This window comes from Vibrio sp. MA40-2 (genome assembly GCF_047302445.1).
GTDB lineage: Bacteria > Pseudomonadota > Gammaproteobacteria > Enterobacterales > Vibrionaceae > Vibrio.
Window position 1 is genome coordinate 2376034 of record NZ_CP178628.1, and the last position, 22101, is coordinate 2398134.

Here is a 22101-nt window from a genome sequence, read left to right on the forward strand (position 1 = left end):
TAGATTGATGCTCGAATGTAGATCGCGCATGTATAAAGACATTTCACGTGTATTAGATTTTAAACCAAGCTAACGGGTTTGCAATTAAATTTATTTTTCATCATGTTTCGTTTTTACCTCTATCTTCTTATCTCTCAATATAAATTGAGAGACGATAATTAGAGCTAATGATACTATTAACATTAAGGTAGCTAAAGCATTAACTTCGGGTGAAATACCGACTTTCACCATGGAATAAATCTTTAGAGGTAATATCTCGTATGACGGCCCAGTAACAAACGAACTGATGATAACGTCATCAAGCGAGAGAGTAAAACTCAATAGCCAACCCGAAATTACAGCCGGTTTTGCGAGGGGAAGAATGATTTTTTTCAATATTATCCATTCACTCGCACCAAGGTCTTTGGCTGCTTCTAACATTTTGACATCGAAGTCATTTAAACGGCTGTAAACGGTCACCACTACAAATGGCAAGCAGAATGTCACATGAGCAATTAATAAAGTCGCAAAACCTAATTGGACGCCAATGACTAAAAATAACGCGAGTAGGGCGATAGCCATAACAATATCGGGCGACATCATTACCACAAAAAGCATCCCATTAACCAATTTTTTACCTTGGAACTGATATCGAAATAGTGCAACTGCAGTTAAGCTACCAATGATCGTTGCAACGGTTGCGGAAAAAATAGCAATGTTTATAGAGTGCACGGCCGCTTGCATTAAGCTGTCATTGTTGAAAAGTGATTGATACCACTTTGATGTGAGCCCACCCCATTTCATACCAAACTTATTATCGTTGAATGAGTTGGCTACCAGTACAATTATTGGCAAATAAAGAAATAGGTAGACTAAAGACATAAAGCTAAAAGAAGCTATGCGTTTCATTGCTGTAACTCCACGTTTCGGTTGAGCATTTTTCCCGCACGGTAATACACATAAAGCATCAGTGCCATCGCTAAAGTTAATGCAATACTTGTTGCTGAACCGAAGGGCCAGTCTCGGCTATTGAGTACCTGACTTTTTATTACATTCCCTACCAGTAGGTTTTTTGCACCGCCAAGTAAATCAGAAACATAGAACATGCCTAACGCAGGCAATAAAACCAGCAAGCATCCAGCAATGATCCCCGGCAAAGTTAACGGTAAGGTTATTCGAATAAAACTCTGCAATTTGTTTGCGCCTAGGTCTCTTGCGGCTTCTAAATAGGTATTGTCCATTTTTTCTATTGCCGAGTAGAGCGGCAAAATCATAAACGGTAGAAGAACATAAACTAATCCGATCATCACCGCGGTTTCGGAATACATAATGCGAAGCGGTTTATCGATGATATCCAAAAAGAGTAGTGCTTTGTTAATAATACCTTGAGTCCCTAGAACGATTTTCAAGCCGTAGATTCTAATCAAAGAATTGGTCCAGAAAGGGACAATAATCAAAAACAACATTATTGGGCGCCAATTGGTTGGCATTTTTGCCACAATGTAAGCAAACGGATAGCCAATCAGTAAGCAAAAAATAGTCGCAATGCCTGCCATATAAAATGAGTGTGCGAGTACTTTGGCGTAAAGTGGGTCAAACAGTCGAACGTAATTATCGAAAGTAAAAGTCATCTCGATAAGATTCGATTCATGTCGAGTAAGGAAACTTGTGCCAATAATCATGATGTTTGGTAACAAAACAAACAATGTTAACCAACCAACGATTATAGCGATAATAATGTTTTGTAGGTTAAATTTGCTGTTCATGTTTTAACACCACCTCCCAGCTTTCAACCCAAGTCACCACAACTTTTTGTCCTAATGAATGATCAACATCAGGATCATCTTCATTAAAAAATTCACTCACCATTACTTTTTCACCTGACTGGAGCTCAACCAGAGAATCTAACGTCATACCTTTATAGGTGCGTTCTATGACGTGTCCGACTATGCCACAGGTTTCTGATTCTTTAATTTCTTCTAGGCGAAGATCTTCAGGCCGCAACAATACCAATAGCTTTTCACCTTCATAAAAATCATCAGGATAAAAAATAATTGATTCGGTTCCTTCAAATTCTGCTAGTACCCGCTTATGGTCTATTCGTCGAATAGGCTTAGCTTCAAATACATTAATTTCACCGATAAACCGAGCCACAAAAAGGTTAGTCGGTTGCTCGTAAATCTCTTTTGGTGTCCCGTCTTGCTCGATAACACCATCTCGCATAACGATAATGCGATCCGACATTGATAAGGCTTCTTCTTGGTCATGAGTAACAAAAATAAAAGTAATGCCAAGTTTGCGTTGTAGTTGTTTTAACTCTATCTGCATTTGTTTACGCAATTTGTAATCCAATGCAGATAAAGATTCGTCTAAAAGCAAAACCTTAGGTTTATTGACAACAGCTCTCGCTATTGCAATACGTTGTTGTTGTCCTCCAGAAAGCTGGTGAGGCTTTCGATAAGCCATTTCTTCAAGGCGAACCATCCGCAATGCTTCTAAAACTCGAGGTTCTATTTCCTCGTTGGTTACTTTTTGCATCCGTAACCCAAAGGCGACATTTTCATATACGCTCATATGAGGAAATAGAGCATAGCTTTGGAATACCGTATTAACAGGGCGGTTTTCCGATGGTTTCTCAGTTACGTTGTCACTATCAAGCAGTATGTCGCCAGTATCAGCTTGCTCAAACCCAGCGATAAGACGAAGCACCGTGGTTTTCCCACAACCGGATGGGCCGAGTATGGTCAAAAATTCACCATGATTTACATCCAAACTTAACTGGTTAATTATTTCTTTTCCGTCAAAGCTTTTTGAAATGTTCGATAATTGAACCACGGGATTTACTGAGGAAGTGTTCTGAGTCAACGTTTTTACTGCTCCATAAAGTCTAAAAAAACATAATTAGGGTAAGATCGAATAATAGCTGTGAACGAATATAAATCAAACAAGTTTTCACACAATTAATAACAACAAAAGTAAATTGGCAATTTTAGCCTTGAGAGTGGCGGATGCTAATATTAACGCAGATTAAGAAATAAGGTTGTAACTTCATAGATAAAAATGACAGGAAATAAACTAAAACAAGTTAGTGTTTTAAGATTGTTATGTAATTAAGTATACTGCCCACTATTAATGTATCAGCAAAGAGCAACTTCTTGACTAAACTTGCTCGGAATCAAAAATGACTAATAAAATTGAAAAGAATTTTACTTTAGGTGGTTCAATTGAAACCGCACTTTCAGGCCAATATGAACTAAAGACGATTGATGTCCTAAGAGAAGCATGGAAGCACACACTGAAAAATTTTGTCTCTTTTTTCCCAGCAATTATTATTCTATTAGTGGTCCAAATTGCGATTTTCTATGTTGCGTTGAAACTGCAAATAAGCGATCTATCGGTCATGTTAGATATGTTTCAAAACCCAGAAAACTTCGATAGTAGTATTGTTTCTGCCATATTTATCGCTAATTTTAGTTATGAAGTGATCTCTGCCCCGATATTCGCAGGGGTGTCTCTGATGGCAATGAGTCATGTCGCGGGTCTAACAACTAAAACAAGCCACATATTAAAAGGGCTTTCTTTTACTATTCCGTTGATAACGGCGACTTTAATTAGTTTAGCAATACAAGGATTTTCCGGGATGGTAATTCCACTGTTATCTATGTATTTCTCGATTGCTTTTAGTAATGCCACATTGTTGATTTGTGAAAAACGCGTTTCACCTATGAAATCATTACTGCTCTCATTTCGTGCGGTGAACAAGAAAATATTCCCTCTAGTTAGTCTGTATATTATCGTTACTGCTTTGTTATTTTTGTCTGCTGTTTTTTACGGTTTTCTTTTGGTTATAACCCTACCATTTATGTTCCACGTTAAGGGTATTATCTATCGCAACATGTTTGGTATATCACTTAAAGTTATTTCTGTTAAGTCAGGCGATAGCAATGACCAAAACGGTGACACAGCTGATCAAGATAGTGAAAGTAATAAACAAAATAATGATAAAGGATCGGATGTTTTTGATGCGTAATTATTCTAAATTTTTGTATGCGCTGCTGACTTTGGCCATAGTTGGCTTAGTCTTATTTGCCAGTGGAATAATACACAGAGACTCGAACAGTGATCTTGTGTCAGGTGATGCTCCGGATTTTGCTACGATAACCGATGTGAATGAAAAGAAGTCACGCTTTTTTGAATATCTTACGCCAAGTGTTGAAGCTGAAAATCAACGTGTAGCACAAGAACGAGAAAAACTCATTGCAATAGAAAAATCGTTTCAAGCAGATAAGGTTAATAGTTCAGATAAAGATTACGCCAGTAAGATTGGAGATAAGTATAATTCACCTTTACCTGAAAATGGCGTGACACAGAAATGGTTGGAGGAAATACTTCTAAAAGTTAACGTATTACCAAAAGCGTTAGTCTTAACACAAGCGGCGAATGAATCGGCTTGGGGAACTTCTCGATTTGCTATTGAAGCTAATAATTATTTTGGTCAATGGTGCTACCAACAAAATTGTGGGTTGGTTCCGTTGAAACGTGTTGAAGGTGCGACGCATGAAGTGGCTAAATTTGCTTCTGTAACGGAATCGGTACATGGTTATTTTATGAATGTAAATCGAAATTCTGCGTATGCAGACCTTCGTAAAATTAGAGCCCAACTTAATTCTCAAGGGGAAGACTTACTTAGTCAGACTACTGCGAATAAACTGACTCAAGGGTTATTACGTTACTCGGAACGAGGGCAAGATTATGTTGACGACCTTCAATCAATGATTCGTGTTAACGCTGAATACTGGAAATAATGGGTAAAGTATGAAAAAAAAATTAGTTAATATAATGGTTTGCGCTATTGGTAGTGCAGTATTCTCCACCGCTAGTATTGCCCAAGAATACATGTTTACTTACTCCAAGTTGTATTCTCAATTAAAAAATAATGCTAAAGAAGGCCATGAAGATGTAAAAGTTGGCTTTTTTTTCGTTAATGCTGATGATAAATCATTATGTAATATTGAAAAAGTTTGGATGGAAAAACAAGGTAAATACGAAGAGTTGCCGCCTGTTAATGGTAAAGAAGTTGTAGTGCCACTTGATAGCAATTTGAAATCCGCTAACCCTTTAGTATTTGTTAGAACACCAATGGACATGCGGTGTGATTTTTCGATGGTGGTGATGACTAAGCAACCATTATCAGACAAAGTACATTATCAAGATATTGAGAAGTTACTGCCACAGATGCAGAGTATGTTAGAAGATCTGGGCGGTATGTTTGCCAGTTGGTTTACGCCTGATGTTGAAGGATTGACGCTGGAATTTCCCGAGAGCACGTCAGGCACAGTTGGTTTTTCAAATGGACTTTCGGTTGACATTGTTGAGCATAAAGCGCGTATTCGTCTTGCTGATTTAAAACCAGGTGAGTATATCGAACTACCAGCGACTACCTCCAGAGTATTACCTTGGCTACCGGCTGCAAAATAGCAATAAATTACTATTCTTAATTAAGTAACATTCTCTTCATTTTCTTTAGTCAAACTTTATGTGATTAAAGAAGGTGAAGGCAGTTTTCACTGCTATTAAAACAAAGTATAATCCGCGCCCAACTAACCTATAAGTGAAATCTACATGTCGATAAAATTGGCATAATGAGAAATTGCAATGAACCCTATTGATACAAAAAAGCAAACATTAGAATTTAATAAGCTGCAAAAACGTTTAAGACGCAACGTTGGTAATGCCATTGTTGACTACAATATGATTGAAGAAAATGATGTTGTTATGGCCTGTATCAGTGGCGGTAAAGATTCATTTGCTATGCTGGATATTTTGTTAAAGCTAAAAGATTCTGCTCCAATAAAATTTGATGTGGTTGCGGTAAATTTAGATCAAAAACAACCGGGTTTTCCAGAGCATATATTGCCAGCTTACTTCGAAAAATTAAATATTCCTTACTATATTGTCGATAAGGATACTTATTCTGTTGTTCAAGAAAAAATAGAAGAAGGTAAAACCACATGTGGATTGTGTTCTCGACTTCGTAGGGGGACTTTATATTCTTTTGCCGAGAAAATCGGCGCGACTAAAATTGCATTGGGTCATCACTTAGATGACATTGTAGAAACTATGTTTCTGAATATGTTTTATGGCGCACGTTTGAAAGCCATGCCACCAAAGCTGAGATCAGACGATGGGCGCAATGTGGTTATTAGACCATTAACATACTGCAGAGAAAAAGATTTGATCCGCTATGCTGACCATAAAGCGTTCCCTATCATTCCTTGTAATTTGTGTGGATCGCAAGAAAACCTGCAACGACAAAATATTAAAGCTATGTTGATTGAATGGGATAAGAAAACCCCAGGTCGAGTCGATAAGATATTTAAATCGATCCAAAATATTAGCCCAAGTCAACTGGCTGATAGAGCGTTATTTGATTTTGAAAATTTGCCATTAGAAAGAGAAGGTGAAAGAAAAGCATACGCGTTTGATGAAGCAGAAGTTTCATCTTCAAACATCTCACCTGAAAATATTGATGAATCATTGTTTATCGATGTTTCTAATATATAGAGACGATAAGTTCTCTATTAGGTTATCAAGACCAAAAAAGGTGTGCAACCAATAACAAACACTCCTTTTACTGATTAGTTGTAATGGTTAATTATAAACCTAATCGTAAAAGGAGTGTTGCTTCATTTGCTCGCTAAGCTTATAAGGCTATTGTTCGCTGAACTCGACAATCAATTTTGTATCACGATGACTGATTTGGATCGAGTGGGCTAATAAATCCATTCGGTTTAATCGCCAATACGTCACAATTAATTTTATCGATCACTTGTTCGGCAGTGTTACCAATAAACACTGCTGAAAGGCCAGTTCTACCAGCGGTACCAAGTATCACTAGACCTGCTTTTAACTCTTTTACTGCTGCTGGTATAACATCTTCAGGTAGGCCTTGTTCTACTCGAGTAAATGTTTCATCTATACCGTGTTTTTGTCTCAGGGCTTTCATTTCTTTCAGATGATGACCACGAACAGCATCGGTATAAGTACTAGGATCAAACTCTGGTAATTCAATAGTGATGTTCGACGGTGTTACGGGGTACGAATTAACGAGATAAGGCTGTGCGTCTAAGCGACCACATAAATTTAGTAGTTGCTGAACAATACAGTCATTCAACTCTAAGTGGATAGGGTTTTCTGAACCAACATGAACAGAAGCGATTACGTTACCATTCTCTGGCCATTCATGTTCTTTTACTAATAATACAGGGCAGGGTGCTTTGCGTAATAGATGCCAATCGGTAGGCGTAAATATGACCGATTCTAATATATCGTGTTTTCTGGTCGCTTTTATTAAAATATCATGGTTACCTTCAAATACCTCGCCAATAATGGCTTCGTATGGTCGGTTATGCCAAACTACTTTAACTTGAAAATTAACACTATCATCAATATACGGTGCGGCAACTTTATTCATCCAAGATACTCTTTGCTGAACTACGCCTTTGCGCATTGCGTTGCGTTCATCAATTGAGAGCATAGATGTCATTTCGTATGAAAAGTCGTAGATCGAAAGAAAAAAAGTGATGTTACTTTTAGATTTACTTTTACGTGCTAATTGCATTGCTCTGGCCAAAGCTGGCTGAGACTCATTGTTCACGTTTGCAACGACCAAGATTTGGTTATATATGCTCATAGTCATTCCCTTTTTTGGATAAGAACCAAAGAGTTAATAATACTACTCTAAATATAGTCTATTTGAAGGGAAATTGGAAAAAAGAGATGAAAGGACTTCACAAAATTGAAGTGGCTTCATATGAAGCCACATTTGAACAGGATAATTTATCGGCAATCACTTATTCGTCTGCAGAAATACCAGCAAGGATTTTCAATTCTTGGTGATCGAGAATAGTAATGTATTTACCTTTTACACTGAGGATTTCTGATTTTTGAAAACGTCCTAGCAAACGGCTGATGGTCTCGACAGTTAAACCAAGATAATTACCAATGTCGCCTCGCGTCATAGTTAAACGAAACTCGCGTGGACTAAAACCTCGTTGAGAAAAACGAGTAGATAAATTATACAAAAAGGCGGCTAAACGTTCTTCTGCATTTTTCTTCGATAGTAGCAGAATCATATCTTGATCGCCTTTTATTTCATTGCTCATCAAACGCATGATCTGCTGGCGAAGCTTAGGCATTTTTCCTGATAAATCATCTAAAATCTCGTACGGTATTTCACACACCATAGAAGTTTCCAATGCTTGAGCAAAAGAAGGGTGAGCACTATCGGTAATTGCATCAAAACCAACAAGATCCCCGGCTAAATGAAAACCGGTAATTTGTTCGTCACCTTGCTCAGTGATGGTGTAACTTTTTATTGTACCTGAACGAATAGCATACAAACATTTCAGATCATCACCTGCTTTAAAAAGTTCTTGTCCTTTTTGAATCGGCTTTTTACGTTCTATGATTTGATCGAGTTGATCAAGCTCTGATTCATTTAAGGTAAATGGAATACATAGTTGAGAAATACTACAATCTTGACAGTGGATAGCACATCCACCGGACTGAATTCTTTTAGTTGCTGGTTTTTCTGAAATCATAATTTCCAAGTCACTAATTGATATACATCAATATTTTACCATTGCTCAGGCTTAAAGGATAGTTAAATAATTAATATTAAAATCAATAGATTATTGCATTTTAAGCGAATAAGTTAACAGATTGACTCAAATTATACACTCCATAACTTAGAAGGATTATGGCTCCTGATTGCCTAAATAATGGTGAGTTTTTTAACTTGTTTACGTAATTTGCTCCCAATCCTACCAGTAACATTGACGGCAGTGTTCCAACACCAAATGCAGCCATGATTAAACTACCGTTTACAGCGCTGCCAGATACGGCAGCCCAAGTTAACGATGAGTAAACTAAGCCACATGGTAACCAACCCCATAGTAAACCTAGTGGGAGTGCATGTAAGGGCGATGATAATGGAAGTAGCTTTTTGGTTAAGGGTGAAATGAATTTCCATAAATGTTGCCCAAGCTTTTCAACATATAATAATCCGTGCCACCACTTTCCAATATACAATGCAAGAATAATCATTACTAATGCTGACATTATTCTTAAGGCATTTAAAACCGCATAATCTTGTAATAAACTTGCCGCACTCGAGATCGCACCGCCAACTAATGCACCTGCAATCATGTAACTGATAATGCGCCCGATGTTATACAACAGTGTGGTTAAGGTTCTTCCACCTTTAGTTACGCTATTTAAGCTCATAACGGAGGCGATACCCCCACACATGCCGACACAATGTGCTGAACCTAGAAATCCAACCAGCAATGCGGCGATCCAATCATTTGTTAGCATTTTTTTTCTTATCTAATTCGTCATCGTCAAATAATATATTTTGGCCTTGCCTTTCGAGGTCTTCAAATTGTTCACTTTTTACTGCCCACAGAAATACCCCTACCGCGATGAAAACAAAAACAATTGCGATAGGTATTAGTATATAGAGACTACTCATCTTTTTTTAACAGCCTTAGTGAATTGGTAACGACAATAATGGAGCTTGCAGACATGCCGACAACGGCGATATATGGGGCAACATTTCCTGTAACAGCAAGGGGCAGTATGAAGAGGTTATATCCCAAAGACCATAGTAAATTTTCTCTTATAATCTTACGAGCTTTCAGAGCCAGTTTTCTTGCCGTGAGGATCTTACTCAACTTGTCTCCGAGTAAAACAATATCAGCAGATGCTTTTGCCACATCAGTTCCGCCGCCCATGGCAATAGATAAGTGAGCACCAGACAAAGTAGGGGCGTCATTGATTCCATCACCAACCATCAATGTTATTTGGCTTTCATCCAATGCTCTTAAACATTCGAGTTTTTCAGACGGTGAGGCATCAGCAATTACTGAATGGATCGCCAAGTTGTTAGCAATTGGTTCGGCGTTAACTAAGCTATCGCCAGTTAATAGTGTGGTTTTTATTCCGAGTTGATTTAAGGTACTAATAAACGATTGGCTTTCCGGGCGAATAGGATCTGAATAACAAAACGTTGCAACATGGTTGCCATTAATAGATAGAAATACGGAAGAAGGAACAGCACGGCTATGGTCACCTAATACAAAGCGTGCATTACCTATACGGCACTCTTGGTCATTCCACTGGCCCTTAATGCCTGATCCTATAATATTTTTAACGTGTGAAACTTCTATTTTATTATCAGCATACTGTTTGAATGCATTAGCAATAGGGTGGTTGGCATGCATCTCTAATGCAGCAGCAATAGCGCGGCATGTTTTTTCATCATAATCGGTCAATAATTCTGCGTTGTCGATGACAATTTCACCTTTAGTTAAGGTCCCCGTTTTATCAATAACAAGATGGTTTACTTTACAAAATGTCTCAATGACGTGAGATTTTCTAAGCAATAACCCCAAATCGCCCATTCTTGATGTTGCACAAGTTATCGCAGTGGGTGTGGCAAGGGATAAGGCGCATGGGCACGTTGCCACCAGAACCGATAACATAATCCAGAACGCATCTTCTGGTTGATGTTGATGCCAATAAAACCAGGTTATCGAAGCGATGATTAGAATGACAGCGACAAAATATCTAGCAATTATGTCAGCCAATAAAGCTATTTTAGGTTTGGACATTTGTGCTTCATCTTGCAAGCGAACGATGTTTGCTAACATAGAGTCAGCTTTGCTCGACGTAACTTCGAACTGAAACGCTTCATCGGTATTTATGCTACCAGCATAGACGTTATCGCCGACGGTTTTAACAATCGGAATTGATTCACCAGTTAACATTGACTCATTAACGTGAATACGGCCTTTAAGGATAATTCCATCGGCCGGAATGTGCTCTCCTGGTAGCACTTTTATTTTGTCTCCTGGGTGTAAAACTCTAACTGGAACTTGGCTACCATCAATTTTTGTTGCCATTGCAGGAATCAATTTTAGTAGATTCGCGCTCGCGGCAGCGGCTTTTCGTCTGGCTCGCATCTCTAAAAATCGTCCCAGCAACAAAAAGAAAGTAAACATAGAAACTGATTCAAAAAAGACTTCGCCTTTTTCTTGTACTGTCGCGATGACGCTAGCGCTATACGCGAAAATTAACGCGATAGAAACGGGAACATCCATACCTAATGTTCTGCCTTTAATACTTCTCCAGGCATTGAGATAAAATGGCAAAGCAGAATAAACTAAAACAGGCGTTGCAAATAGTAAGCTAACTATTCTTAGGTACTGCTTAAACTCATTATCAAGGTCACCAAATACCTCAAAATATAATGCTACAGCTAACATCATTACCTGCATGGAAGCTAAACCCGCTACCCCTAGACGGTACAGATATTGCTTCATGGACTGGTGAAAAAATGCTTCGTGAGCGTCGGCTTCAAAAGGGGCGGCTTTATAGCCAAGGTTGTGAATAGCAGACAATAAATCACTGAGTTTGGCCTTTGAATTATCCCAACTCAAAATAGCTCGGTTTGTTGTGGTGTTAACTCTAATTGAGTTCACGCCAGTTTTATCGCTAATTTGTTTCTCTATCAACCAAGCACATGCAGCACATGTTACGCCTTCTAATGACAGAGTGATCTCTGACGTATTGTTATCTTTCCGCACAAATTCTGACTGAACGTCTTCATTGTCATAATTTATAAGCGCTTTTAGTTGTTCTGGAACCAGTTCTGCTTTTTCCGCTTTTTCTGTTCTAAACTGATAATAACTTTCTAAACCACTGTCAATAATGGTTTGTGCTACGGCTTGGCAACCAGGACAACACATCGGCTGAGGTTTGCCCAATATTTCAACGATATAATTCGAGTCTACTGGTACATCTTCACCACAGTGGAAGCACGAAAGTGTCATATTAGATCTCAGATAATTAATTAGTTAATAGGGTTGCGGTTGCCGATGGGAATGAAACTTTCCCTTGTAATAACCATGTTTTGTTATGAGGCTCTACTTCTATAAACCACGGCCCGGCTAACTTATCTTGTAAAATTACTTTATATTGTCCTTTAGCGTTAGAACTTACTGTTTGGCTAAAATCTCGGTCGGCAAGTGTTCTGTGAGTAAAGGTTACCACTAACGCGGGATAAACCTCTAAATCGCCTTTATCAAATTGGATGGATATATTGTTTTGTTCAGAAATGACACTAGCGGATAGCCCTAACGATTGTGCGTATTTGATTTTTGACAAATCGACATTAATTCCTTTGCCTTTTTTATAGTAATCTTTAGCGACAAGGGAAACGGAATTTTTTGAAAAGATGGCTAAGGTTGTAAAACTCGCTACAACGACACATAACGGTAATGTGATTAGAAACCACGGCCAAAATTGTTTATACCAAGGTTTTATCATGAATATCTCTGCTGATTGTTTTAAAGATTGACTGTCTCTAAGGCCAATTGTTGCTGTTTCAAAGACCAAAAGGGAGTTTATTTTAAATAAAAATAGCCCCATAAATGGGGCTATAAATCATTATAGGTTATTTTTCAGTATTACTTAAACTCCACACATAGGAAGCGACAAGTTGTACTTTTTCTTCACCTAAAATATCTTTCCATGCTGGCATCACACCTTGACGACCATTGGTAACCGTTTCAGTTACAGCCGCGCGTGAGTCGCCAAATAACCAATCTTGGTCGGTTAAATCAGGAGCACCTAAAGCAGGGTTACCTTTACCATCTGTACCATGGCAAGCAGCACAAACGACAAAGCGTTGTTTACCCGCTGCGGCTTCTCTGGCATTCACTTTTCGTCCAGACAAGCCCAAAGTATAAGTGACAACTTCTTTAACGCCTTGCTCTCCTAATGCATCACCCCAAGCAGGCATTGCACCAATACGACCATTCATAATGGTCGTTAGGATAGCTTCAGGTTCACCACCATAAAGCCATGCTTTATCTGTTAGGTTAGGAAAGCCTATTTGACCTCGAGCATCCGAACCATGACATTGAGAACAGTTTTGCAAAAATAGACGTTGACCAACTTTAAGGGCTTCTGGATCGGCTGCTATTTCCGGTACAGGACGCAGTTCACCATTTGCGCTATAAGCAAGTTTATTAAATGCTTCGTCATAAAACGTATTTGCTTCATCTAGAGCTCTAGCGTATTCATCTAATGTTTGATTAGCGTGCGCTTGAGCAATATGTTGACGAGATTCTTCGACACTTTTTACTTGTTGGTTTGAGCTAGTCCAACCTAAAAGTCCTTTGAAGGTTCCCAACCCAGGGAATAGAGCCAAATAAATAATGGTGAAAACAAAGGTCCCAATAAACAGAAAACTCCACCATTTAGGCAATGGGTTGTTTAGTTCTTTGATACCGTCATATTCATGTTCCATTTCGGCGCCTTCTTCAACGCCGACATTATTTTTCAAGGCCCAGCCTAAAATCACAGCACAAAAAACTAATGTAACAACTGTGAGAACAATAATCCACGCACTCCAAAATGACGTCATTATTTGTTTACTCCTTTATTATTCTTACCGGCTGTTGTTGGCTCATCTGCAAACACTAAATTTGCATCTTCTTCAAAGCGACTTTTACGGTTCTTACCGAAAGCCCACCAAACAATACCAAAAAAGCTCACAAATAAAATCACTGTCCAGATGGAATGGAAAGTACCAATACTCATAATCATTCCTCCTTATTTCATCGCATGACCGAGAGATTGTAGATAGGCAATAAGCGCATCCATCTCGGTTTTGCCAACGACTTCAGATTTAGCATTTGCAATTTGATCGTCAGTATAAGGAACACCAAATTGATCGCGGAATAGAGTTAACTTAGCTTGGATCAATTCACCGTCTAATACATTTTCAGCCAACCAAGGGAAGCCAGGCATGTTAGATTCTGGAACTAACGCTCTTGGGTTAAGCAAATGCACTCGGTGCCATTCATCAGAATAACGTTGACCAACGCGAGCTAGATCTGGGCCTGTACGTTTTGAACCCCATAAGAATGGGTGTTCCCAAACACTTTCACCAGCAACAGAGTAGTGACCATACCGCTCTGTTTCCGCACGGAATGGACGGATCATCTGGCTATGACAAACACTACAACCTTCGCGGATATAAATATCACGTCCTTCCATCTGTAAGGCAGTGTAAGGTTTTAAGTTATCTACAGGCTCGTTGACTTGTTTTTGAAAAAATAGTGGCACAATTTCCACTAAAGCACCGAAGCTAATAGCTACAATAATTAAAATCGCTAGCAAACCGACGTTACGTTCGACTAGATCATGGCGATTATTTGAGTTTGAACTCATTAATCAATCTCCTTATGCCGGTTGCTCGATAGCTTTAAGACTATCTTCAGGTGCAGTAATAGTTTTATAAGCGTTATAAGCTAACAAGAACATACCTGATAGGAAAATAAAGCCGCCAATAAAACGAACGGTATAGAACGGATAGGATGCTTGAACAGACTCTACAAAACTGTATGTTAGAGTACCGTCGGCATTAACCGCTCTCCACATTAGACCTTGCATTACACCAGAAATCCACATTGCGACAATATAAAGTACCGTACCAATTGTTGCTAACCAGAAGTGAACGTTGATTAAACTAACAGAGTACATTCTCTCTTGTCCGAATAACTTAGGAATCAAGTGATAGACAGAACCAATAGAAACCATTGCAACCCAACCTAAAGCACCTGAATGTACGTGACCTACTGTCCAGTCGGTGTAGTGGGAGAGAGCATTGACGGTTTTAATTGCCATCATTGGGCCTTCAAAGGTAGACATACCATAGAATGACAGTGAGACCACCATAAAGCGCAAGATAGGATCGTAACGAAGCTTATGCCAAGCACCAGACAAAGTCATAATACCGTTAATCATACCACCCCATGAAGGAGCAAATAGGACAAGCGACATCACCATACCAAGTGATTGCGTCCAGTCAGGTAGTGCGGTGTAATGAAGGTGGTGAGGGCCAGCCCAAATATAAAGTGATACTAGTGCCCAGAAATGGACAATTGATAAACGATATGAATAAACAGGGCGTCCAGCTTGTTTAGGAACAAAATAATACATCATTCCCAAAAAACCTGCAGTAAGTAAGAAACCTACAGCATTATGACCATACCACCATTGGATCATCGCATCAGTTGCACCAGAATAGACGGAGTAAGATTTCCCCATAGATACTGGAATAGCTAAGCTGTTTACTATGTGTAAAACAGCAACGGTAAGTATAAACGCACCGAAGAACCAGTTAGCAACATAAATATGTGATGTTTTTCGCTTAACAATCGTACCAAAAAATACGATAGCGTAGGCGACCCATACAACAGCAATCAAAATATCGATTGGCCATTCTAATTCAGCATATTCTTTACTGGTTGTATACCCTAAAGGAAGTGTGATAGCTGCAAGTAAGATTACTGTTTGCCATCCCCAGAAAGTGAAGGGTATAAGAAATCCCCCAAACAGGCGTGTTTGGCAGGTACGTTGCACAACATAATAAGATGTGGCAAAAAGGGCGCTAGTACCAAACGCAAAAATAACAGCGTTGGTGTGCAGCGGGCGTAAACGGCTGTAAGTTAACCACGGCGTATCAAAATTTAGCTGTGGCCAAACTAACTGAGCAGCAATCAATACACCTACAGACATACCAACAATTCCCCAAAGTATAGTAACTAGGGTAAATTGACGTACGACCTTGTAGTTATAGTTGTGCTCAAGTTGTTGTACTTGGCTCATTATATTTCTTCCAATGTTTAAGTGACTACTTTGCTTTTATGCGACTTTATGTCGTAATACGTTCCAAGCGTAATGAAAAAAACCCAATGTATCTAGTGGATCTATCAAAACACTGTTTGGAATGGTATTTTCACCGGATATGATAGTTGAATTAACATTTTAATGACAACGATTTAACCTGCAATTTTTACATTGTGGGATTAATTATTATTAAAAGTTTGAAGTTTGTTACATGAGAATATAAAAAATGGCTGCAGAAAAATTAACTAGAGCGCGACTAGCTCAAATTTTATTCATGATGTTACTACTCGTTTCAGCTTTCATCTGGCGAAGTGTAACTCATTCTAACCACGAAGTTTTGTGTAAAATTAAAAAAAATTGTCTCGTAGAGTCAGGTAAATACACGATTAGTGCCATTTGGGAAAATACTCGGCAACAATACCATATTTCAATCAAACCAGATAATAAAAATTGGTCGATAGAGCAAACTGATAATCAGACGAATTTATTGGAAAAAGAGGACTATTGGACCCTTGATACTGAAAAGTATCCTGTACGTTTAAAAGTGACACAAACTGAGACAACCAATTCTCCGGTGTATTACCTTAATTTTCGTTAGATTGGCTCATTGCCTATGCGTGGTTTATTGCTAATACTAATTTAGATTATCTGCAGTTAAGTTGCTACTATGCGCGTTTTATAAAACTGAGAAGTAAAATGTCAAAATTTTTCTATCGCGGTACGCCCGATATCATGAGTGATTACGGCAAAAATGGTTACAATCCAAAAGCGACACTAAAGTTAGGTTCGAGTAATCGACCTTTATCGTTAGTTGTGCCGAACCAAACTCGCGAGTTAGAAGTGCAAAAATTGGTCGCCTTGCATAAGCTTCATGCGAACATAGAGGTTAATAGCAGCGTAGAAGAAAATATAAAGGAACTAGACGTTGTTATAAATAAGCCACAACCCCAACGATTTGATAAGACACCAGATAGAAATGATCCTTGTTCATGTGGTAGTAACAAAAAATACAAAAAGTGTTGTGGTAAGTAAGCATTAAGTTAAGCGATTTTTGGTATGATATAAGTTACAGAGAGATTTTTTGTCACCCTGTAACTTATATCCTTACTTGAAATTTATACAATAGATTTATTTTTATCGTTAAGTAAAACAATAGATTAACTGATCTATTGTCAATCAAAATTGAGCTTATTGGCTTGTTCACTATCAAATTCTTTCACTGTTTTTCTAGCCAAGGCTCTAAACGGAAACGCTTTGACTATTTCTTCAAACGGTTGAACTGCAAACGCCCACAATATTGAACCTTCAAATACAAAAATGATAATAGCCAATAAAGGAAGAGAAATAACCCATTGGCCAATAAAGTTAATTTTGAATACCGATGTCGTTTTACCAACGGCTCTTAATATGTTGCCATGTATGGTGTTATAACCGCGCACCAGTGGTTGAAAAATATACAGAGGCGCAATGATGGATACTGCCAAATAGGTCTCGGGAGCAAGTTCAGTATAAAGGTGTGGAAAAACGTAATGCACACAAACAAAGAACAGACTACAAAAGACGGACAGCCAGACGGCAATATCGATACTTGAATTAACTGACTTTTCAAGCTGACTAAGTTTACCAGAGCCGATCTGTTGACTGATTAGGATTGCCGAAGCATAAGACCATGAAGCAATAACCCTTCCTCCAGCTTGGATCCATGGGTAGAGCAGGGTAATGGCAACATATTCGTTAATGTTTAATTGAGAATACAGCAACAAATAGAGTGTGGCACCGATGGCTAAAATAGTAGTATTAGCGGCAAAAGGTAGAATTTCAACGATATGCTTACGGGTGTTATGTATAAAAGCATAAAATTGAGTTGGTAGCGTCAATTGAACATTCGAGGCATTAAGTAAGCAGTATCCAAGGAAACAAGTGCGCAGAATTATAGCGAAAACACTGCCTAACGCAGCACCCGATACTCCCATATCTAATTGATAGATAAACAAGTAAGAGAGTAAAGCATTAAAAGGCATTTCAATTAAATAGCCTTTAAAAGGGATCTTAGTTTTGCCCATGCCATTAAACAAAGCGATAGTAATTTGGGTTAACGCGGTGAAAAAAATCACATACAGCGAAATATCTAAATAGCTATAGGCGAGTGTTCGAATCGAATCTGGTTCGATAATCCAATCGACAATGTTCTGCCCAAAAATGAAAATGATCAGCATAAATAAACAGGCGAAACCGCCAGAAATAGTTAAACCAGCAAAAAAACCATTATTTAAGCTTTTGGTGTTTGCGCTGCCATAAGCACGACTCAAGATAATTTGGCTTCCCATTGCTAAAGCCATTTGCATGCTAAGAACGAAGGAAACAATCGTTGATGAAACGCCCATCGCAGCGACAGATTCTTCTCCTAATGGTGAAACCAAAAGAGTATCTATCATTAGCATGGATTGTATAAGCAGACCGTTCAACGCTAAAGGCCAAGCCAAAGCGATATTTTTTTTAGTGTAAGTATCTAGAAGCGACATTGATAAAGTTCATTTGAAAAGTGTAACGAAAAGATTAGTAATATAATAACATAAAAAATAATAGCATTAATATATCGAAGCTAGACCGGGGAGTTCACGAGCAGCTAGAGAAGAACTATATTTAACATAATATACATAATGCGCACTTGTATTAGATGCAATTTATACCCGTTGTTACTGTATTAAACTTGTTGCCATCATATATTATTACGTAGTCAACACTTTGGTATACCGATCTATTGCATGAAGAAGCATCAATAGAAAACCATAATAACGAGCTAACGAAACTATGCTCTCTTTTTATGTTTTGATTTAGGGCTGTGATGAGGAAATACGTTTCGAATTCTTTGCTGAACTTTATGTGGAATCTGTTTAGAGAATTTGAGTTTAGAGCCAAATCGTGTGGTATAGACTTTAACGGTGCCGCTAAATGGCGTTTTATGACCTATTTCTTTACAATTTTGAGTAAAGCCGTGTGGCACATTTCCTTTGTGATTGATGAGAATTCCATCTTCAAATTTTAAGGTAAATTTAGGTCTATCTACAGCAACTAACCAAAAAATAAGCAACGTAGCAACGACTATTACATACAACATATTTAATCACCTTTGTTATTCACCAAGTAATTTACTTAAATCTTGTTTTAAACTACTAACTTTTTTGCTAACTTTCTCTGTACGAGATGCTTCGCTAACCAGATATTCTATTGCATCGGATAAAGTACAGCCTAATTCATTTGCTCTTTCAGATAACTTTTCCCAAACTCGATAATCCAAATCAATAGATTTCTTTTTGGTGTGGATCTGTTCAGCATTAAAATGCCGTTTTCGTTTGGCTCTAATCGCTTGCTTTAACTTATTATCGAGTTCAAATGACATATGATTGTCAATCCACTCAATTACTAGAATCGGTTCACTTTCAATTTCTTTTAATAACTGAACCGCACGATCAGCTTCACTGCTGTCAATATGTCTTGTTATTGCCGTGCCGTCTTTCCATTTATTATGCAAATATTGCCATTTCCAGCCACATTCAAGATTTTCAAGTTGTTGGTATTTCATGATTACTTTCCGACGTTCTGCCTAGTGACAGCGTAACCCAAAAGTGAGTATTTAGACAAGACTTGTAACGGTTTTTGTTTTTAAAACTGTTAACTTGGATAATAACTATTAGCCGCTTGAATTTTTATATATAATCAACGCCCTTTTCACTATATTAGGCCGAAATGAAGCAAGCAGATTGGCGTTCAGTCACACCACAGTTTGATAAGTATGAAGCTATCATTAGTAGTTTTTCAACGTTATCTCCGTTATCTTTTTTTGATCTCCAGCCGAGATTGCGAGCCGCATTACTTCGTTTTGAACAGTTACATAACTGGACTAAAGTTTTGCTTATCAATTCACCGGACAATGCTATTTATCGAAACGCAATCTTGGATGCGATTCACGATGAACACTTAGTGCCAGATGAACGCGTGGTTGTCAAAGCTGAAACACTGGAAATTCGTTCTATTTTAGGTGAATACAAAGCTAAAGATGGAAAAGTTGAGTCCGTATCACCAGGTCTGCTTAGTAAAGCGCATGGCGGTTATTTAGTGGTATCTGCGAATTTAATTATGACTAATCCGTCTTCATGGATGGTGTTAAAGTCGGCATTGCTGGGCGAGTCTATTTCACCTGTTAGTGTTGACACCAAGCACATAGCCATCGACCCACCTTCACAACAAATTGACGTTAAACTTATTGTCATTGGCGATAGAGAGCAATTAAGTGAATTGGATTACTTTGATTCAGACATGAATTCAGGATTTTGTATGTTCAGCGAAGTTGAGCTTGAAAGTAAGCTTAGCGAAGAAACTCTTGTTGGTTACTTAGGGTATGTTAAAGGGCTAATCGACAGTTTCAATCTGCCCAGTTTAGATGCTTCGGGTATTAAAAGGCTCCTTACCGCTGGGACTAGAGAATGTGAAGATCAACACGCTATACCGCTGTGTTTACAATGGCATAACTCTTTACTGAGTGAAGCTGCGTTACAAGCTACAAATGGCGTAATATCTGATATTGAAATTGATCAAGCTATTGATGACAAGTATTTTCGAGAATCTTATTTACCTAAACGTGCACTGGATGACATTTTAGACGGACAAGTTATCATAGAAACTAACGGGGAGCATATTGGCCAGGTTAATGGTTTGACTGTTGTCGATGTTCCTGGTCATCCAATTTCTTATGGTGAGCCTGCTAGAATTTCATGTGTTATTCACTTCGGGGATGGGGATATTTCAGATGTCGAACGGAAAGCTGAGTTAGGTGGCAATCTACATGCCAAAGGTATGATGATCATGCAAGCATTAGTAAGCACAGCGTTAGATTTAGATGAAGCACTGCCCTATTCTGCCTCTATTGTTTTTGAGCAATCATATTGTGAAGTTGACGGCGACAGCGCGTCTCTTGCGGAGTTTTGTTCGTTGGTCAGTGCATTATCTGAAACACCAATCAATCAACAGCTAGCGGTAACCGGTGCGGTTGATCAATTTGGTCGAGTTCAAGCCGTTGGCGGGTTGAATGAAAAAATCGAAGGCTTTTATCATGTATGTAAACATCAAGGCTTCACTGGCAATCAAGGCGTTATCTTACCTAAATCTAATTTAAAACATCTATCGTTACACAAAGATGTTATAAATAGTATTAAGCAAGGTCAGTTTGGTATTTGGCCGGTAGAAAACGTAGATGAAGCAATTGTGTTAATCACAGGTAAAGATTTTAGAGGTGAAAGTGATGACGCTATCTTGAATCGTATATCCGATAGAATCGTACTTTTTAATCGAAGAGAAAATTATCCTTCTTTCTTTCAGAGTCTCTTTAATCGGTTTATAACCAACTGATCGGACTTGATTAGCGTATCTGTGTTCACTAAGATGCACCTAACAAAATTTGGAGTATATAAAAATGCAAAACAGACGTAGCTCGTATAACCGTGAAGATTTACTCGCCTCTAGCCGTGGTGAATTATTTGGCGAAGGATATCCACAACTTCCAGCACCAAACATGCTAATGATGGATAGAGTCACATTAATGACAGAGGATGGCGGAGAATTTGGCAAAGGTTATGTTGAAGCAGAACTCGATATCTCTCCTGATTTGTGGTTTTTTGATTGTCATTTCCCAGGTGACCCTGTTATGCCAGGTTGTTTAGGTTTGGATGCCATGTGGCAACTAGTAGGGTTTTTCCTTGGCTGGGTTGGCGGTGAAGGTAAAGGTCGAGCATTAGGAGTTGGTGAAGTTAAATTTACTGGACAAATATTACCAACGGCGAAAAAAGTCACTTATCAAATAAATATGAAGCGTGTTATTAATCGCAAACTTGTTATGGGATTAGCTGATGCGCGAGTTCTTGTTGATGGCAAAGAAATTTACGTTGCGAAAGATTTAAAAGTAGGCCTTTTCAAAGATACGTCTAGTTTCTAGAATTTTTAGGTAAGTGATCTAATAAGGTTTATTGTGGCAGCTTTCGGGCTGTCAATTTTTTAACAATAAATTTAGTTATAGTGCGTTAAAGGGTAAATATTAGGCCTCATAATTAGAGGCCTGATATTACTAATACTGTTTTATTTATAGAGACCAGAATTTTTATCATCTCTTGCTTCTCGCCATCCGCCTAGCCAAAATGACTTGGCATCAGTTTGCTGATACGGGCATTCATCCATCGATTTTCCATTCAGGCCCGCTTTATAACCTTGAGATTGTGCTCTTTCATGGCGATCGCGCTTTTGTCTCTTCATATTATCGTCCTTTAGCTATTATCAATTTGAACGTGTATGGAGTCAGCAACTCCA

General features: G+C 38.4%; 25 protein-coding genes. 8 read left to right on the forward strand and 17 right to left on the reverse strand.

What is annotated here, in order from left to right:
• Nucleotides 1-90: 90 nt before the first annotated feature.
• From potC to potA, 3 genes are read right to left on the reverse strand one after another with little or no spacing between them, the layout of a single operon-like run.
• Nucleotides 91-888, reverse strand: a complete 798-nt coding sequence (gene potC, locus ACLKML_RS18420; protein WP_413284425.1) for a spermidine/putrescine ABC transporter permease PotC — start codon at nucleotides 886-888, stop codon at nucleotides 91-93.
• The gene (gene potB / locus ACLKML_RS18425; protein ID WP_413284426.1) at nucleotides 885-1745 is read right to left on the reverse strand and encodes a spermidine/putrescine ABC transporter permease PotB; all 861 of its coding nucleotides are present in this window, start codon (nucleotides 1743-1745) and stop codon (nucleotides 885-887) included. Before potB ends, potC begins: the two co-directional genes overlap by 4 nt.
• The gene (gene potA / locus ACLKML_RS18430; RefSeq protein WP_413284427.1) at nucleotides 1729-2844 is read right to left on the reverse strand and encodes a spermidine/putrescine ABC transporter ATP-binding protein PotA; all 1116 of its coding nucleotides are present in this window, start codon (nucleotides 2842-2844) and stop codon (nucleotides 1729-1731) included. Before potA ends, potB begins: the two co-directional genes overlap by 17 nt.
• Before the next feature lie 316 nt (nucleotides 2845-3160).
• Here potA and ACLKML_RS18435 point away from each other — a divergent pair, with 316 nt between their 5' ends.
• The 4 genes from ACLKML_RS18435 (at nucleotide 3161) to ttcA (ending at nucleotide 6543) form a co-directional block, all read left to right on the forward strand.
• Complete coding sequence (locus tag ACLKML_RS18435; protein WP_413284428.1) at nucleotides 3161-4009, forward strand: hypothetical protein; 849 nt, start codon at nucleotides 3161-3163, stop codon at nucleotides 4007-4009.
• Nucleotides 4002-4784 (forward strand): glucosaminidase domain-containing protein, encoded by a 783-nt coding sequence (locus tag ACLKML_RS18440; RefSeq protein ID WP_413284429.1) that lies wholly within the window; start codon nucleotides 4002-4004, stop codon nucleotides 4782-4784. Before ACLKML_RS18435 ends, ACLKML_RS18440 begins: the two co-directional genes overlap by 8 nt.
• Before the next feature lie 10 nt (nucleotides 4785-4794).
• Entirely contained in the window at nucleotides 4795-5457 is a 663-nt protein-coding gene (locus ACLKML_RS18445) for a DUF2987 domain-containing protein (protein WP_413284430.1), read from the forward strand.
• Nucleotides 5458-5634: 177 nt separating this feature from the next.
• A complete protein-coding gene (gene ttcA / locus ACLKML_RS18450; protein ID WP_413284431.1) occupies nucleotides 5635-6543 on the forward strand; it encodes a tRNA 2-thiocytidine(32) synthetase TtcA in 909 nt (302 codons plus the stop codon).
• A 181-nt stretch (nucleotides 6544-6724) separates the two neighbouring features.
• On the opposite strand, the gene uspE is transcribed toward ttcA, so the two are convergent.
• The 10 genes from uspE to ccoN form a co-directional block, all read right to left on the reverse strand.
• Complete coding sequence (uspE, locus tag ACLKML_RS18455; protein ID WP_413284432.1) at nucleotides 6725-7672, reverse strand: universal stress protein UspE; 948 nt, start codon at nucleotides 7670-7672, stop codon at nucleotides 6725-6727.
• A gap of 160 nt (nucleotides 7673-7832) precedes the next feature.
• Nucleotides 7833-8582, reverse strand: coding sequence for an FNR family transcription factor (locus ACLKML_RS18460; RefSeq protein ID WP_413284433.1), 750 nt, complete (start codon nucleotides 8580-8582; stop codon nucleotides 7833-7835).
• A 100-nt stretch (nucleotides 8583-8682) separates the two neighbouring features.
• Nucleotides 8683-9357 carry a sulfite exporter TauE/SafE family protein gene (locus tag ACLKML_RS18465; RefSeq protein ID WP_413284434.1) on the reverse strand — a complete coding sequence of 225 codons (675 nt, stop codon included), beginning with the start codon at nucleotides 9355-9357 and terminating at the stop codon, nucleotides 8683-8685.
• Nucleotides 9344-9514, reverse strand: coding sequence for a cbb3-type cytochrome oxidase assembly protein CcoS (gene ccoS / locus ACLKML_RS18470; protein ID WP_413284435.1), 171 nt, complete (start codon nucleotides 9512-9514; stop codon nucleotides 9344-9346). The genes ACLKML_RS18465 and ccoS overlap by 14 nt, the downstream gene beginning before the upstream one ends.
• Nucleotides 9507-11876 carry a heavy metal translocating P-type ATPase gene (locus tag ACLKML_RS18475; protein ID WP_413284436.1) on the reverse strand — a complete coding sequence of 790 codons (2370 nt, stop codon included), beginning with the start codon at nucleotides 11874-11876 and terminating at the stop codon, nucleotides 9507-9509. Before ACLKML_RS18475 ends, ccoS begins: the two co-directional genes overlap by 8 nt.
• 16 nt (nucleotides 11877-11892) lie before the next feature.
• The gene (locus ACLKML_RS18480; RefSeq protein WP_413284437.1) at nucleotides 11893-12372 is read right to left on the reverse strand and encodes a FixH family protein; all 480 of its coding nucleotides are present in this window, start codon (nucleotides 12370-12372) and stop codon (nucleotides 11893-11895) included.
• 127 nt (nucleotides 12373-12499) lie between these two features.
• Nucleotides 12500-13474, reverse strand: a complete 975-nt coding sequence (ccoP, locus tag ACLKML_RS18485; protein ID WP_413284438.1) for a cytochrome-c oxidase, cbb3-type subunit III — start codon at nucleotides 13472-13474, stop codon at nucleotides 12500-12502.
• Nucleotides 13474-13650 carry a cbb3-type cytochrome oxidase subunit 3 gene (locus ACLKML_RS18490; protein WP_413284439.1) on the reverse strand — a complete coding sequence of 59 codons (177 nt, stop codon included), beginning with the start codon at nucleotides 13648-13650 and terminating at the stop codon, nucleotides 13474-13476. Before ACLKML_RS18490 ends, ccoP begins: the two co-directional genes overlap by 1 nt.
• 12 nt (nucleotides 13651-13662) lie before the next feature.
• Nucleotides 13663-14283, reverse strand: coding sequence for a cytochrome-c oxidase, cbb3-type subunit II (gene ccoO, locus ACLKML_RS18495; RefSeq protein WP_413284440.1), 621 nt, complete (start codon nucleotides 14281-14283; stop codon nucleotides 13663-13665).
• Nucleotides 14284-14295: 12 nt separating this feature from the next.
• On the reverse strand, nucleotides 14296-15723 hold the full coding sequence (gene ccoN, locus ACLKML_RS18500) for a cytochrome-c oxidase, cbb3-type subunit I (RefSeq protein ID WP_317716723.1): 1428 nt from the start codon (nucleotides 15721-15723) through the stop codon (nucleotides 14296-14298).
• A 247-nt stretch (nucleotides 15724-15970) separates the two neighbouring features.
• Here ccoN and ACLKML_RS18505 point away from each other — a divergent pair, with 247 nt between their 5' ends.
• The gene (locus ACLKML_RS18505) at nucleotides 15971-16342 is read left to right on the forward strand and encodes a hypothetical protein (protein ID WP_413284441.1); all 372 of its coding nucleotides are present in this window, start codon (nucleotides 15971-15973) and stop codon (nucleotides 16340-16342) included.
• Nucleotides 16343-16440: 98 nt separating this feature from the next.
• On the forward strand, nucleotides 16441-16776 hold the full coding sequence (locus ACLKML_RS18510) for a PBPRA1643 family SWIM/SEC-C metal-binding motif protein (protein WP_413284442.1): 336 nt from the start codon (nucleotides 16441-16443) through the stop codon (nucleotides 16774-16776).
• 140 nt (nucleotides 16777-16916) lie between these two features.
• On the opposite strand, the gene ACLKML_RS18515 is transcribed toward ACLKML_RS18510, so the two are convergent.
• The 3 genes from ACLKML_RS18515 to matP form a co-directional block, all read right to left on the reverse strand.
• The gene (locus ACLKML_RS18515; RefSeq protein ID WP_413284443.1) at nucleotides 16917-18266 is read right to left on the reverse strand and encodes an MATE family efflux transporter; all 1350 of its coding nucleotides are present in this window, start codon (nucleotides 18264-18266) and stop codon (nucleotides 16917-16919) included.
• A 287-nt stretch (nucleotides 18267-18553) separates the two neighbouring features.
• Nucleotides 18554-18862 (reverse strand): DUF3634 family protein, encoded by a 309-nt coding sequence (locus ACLKML_RS18520; protein WP_413284444.1) that lies wholly within the window; start codon nucleotides 18860-18862, stop codon nucleotides 18554-18556.
• Between the two features lie 15 nt (nucleotides 18863-18877).
• Nucleotides 18878-19327 carry a macrodomain Ter protein MatP gene (matP, locus tag ACLKML_RS18525; protein ID WP_413284445.1) on the reverse strand — a complete coding sequence of 150 codons (450 nt, stop codon included), beginning with the start codon at nucleotides 19325-19327 and terminating at the stop codon, nucleotides 18878-18880.
• A 164-nt stretch (nucleotides 19328-19491) separates the two neighbouring features.
• Between matP and ACLKML_RS18530 the strand changes: the two genes are divergently transcribed.
• Nucleotides 19492-21150: an AAA family ATPase gene (locus ACLKML_RS18530; RefSeq protein ID WP_413284446.1), complete on the forward strand. Its 1659-nt coding sequence runs from the start codon at nucleotides 19492-19494 to the stop codon at nucleotides 21148-21150.
• Nucleotides 21151-21214: 64 nt separating this feature from the next.
• Entirely contained in the window at nucleotides 21215-21733 is a 519-nt protein-coding gene (gene fabA / locus ACLKML_RS18535; RefSeq protein WP_413284447.1) for a bifunctional 3-hydroxydecanoyl-ACP dehydratase/trans-2-decenoyl-ACP isomerase, read from the forward strand.
• Nucleotides 21734-21873: 140 nt separating this feature from the next.
• On the opposite strand, the gene rmf is transcribed toward fabA, so the two are convergent.
• The gene (gene rmf / locus ACLKML_RS18540; protein ID WP_317716738.1) at nucleotides 21874-22047 is read right to left on the reverse strand and encodes a ribosome modulation factor; all 174 of its coding nucleotides are present in this window, start codon (nucleotides 22045-22047) and stop codon (nucleotides 21874-21876) included.
• Between the last annotated feature and the right edge of the window lie 54 nt (nucleotides 22048-22101).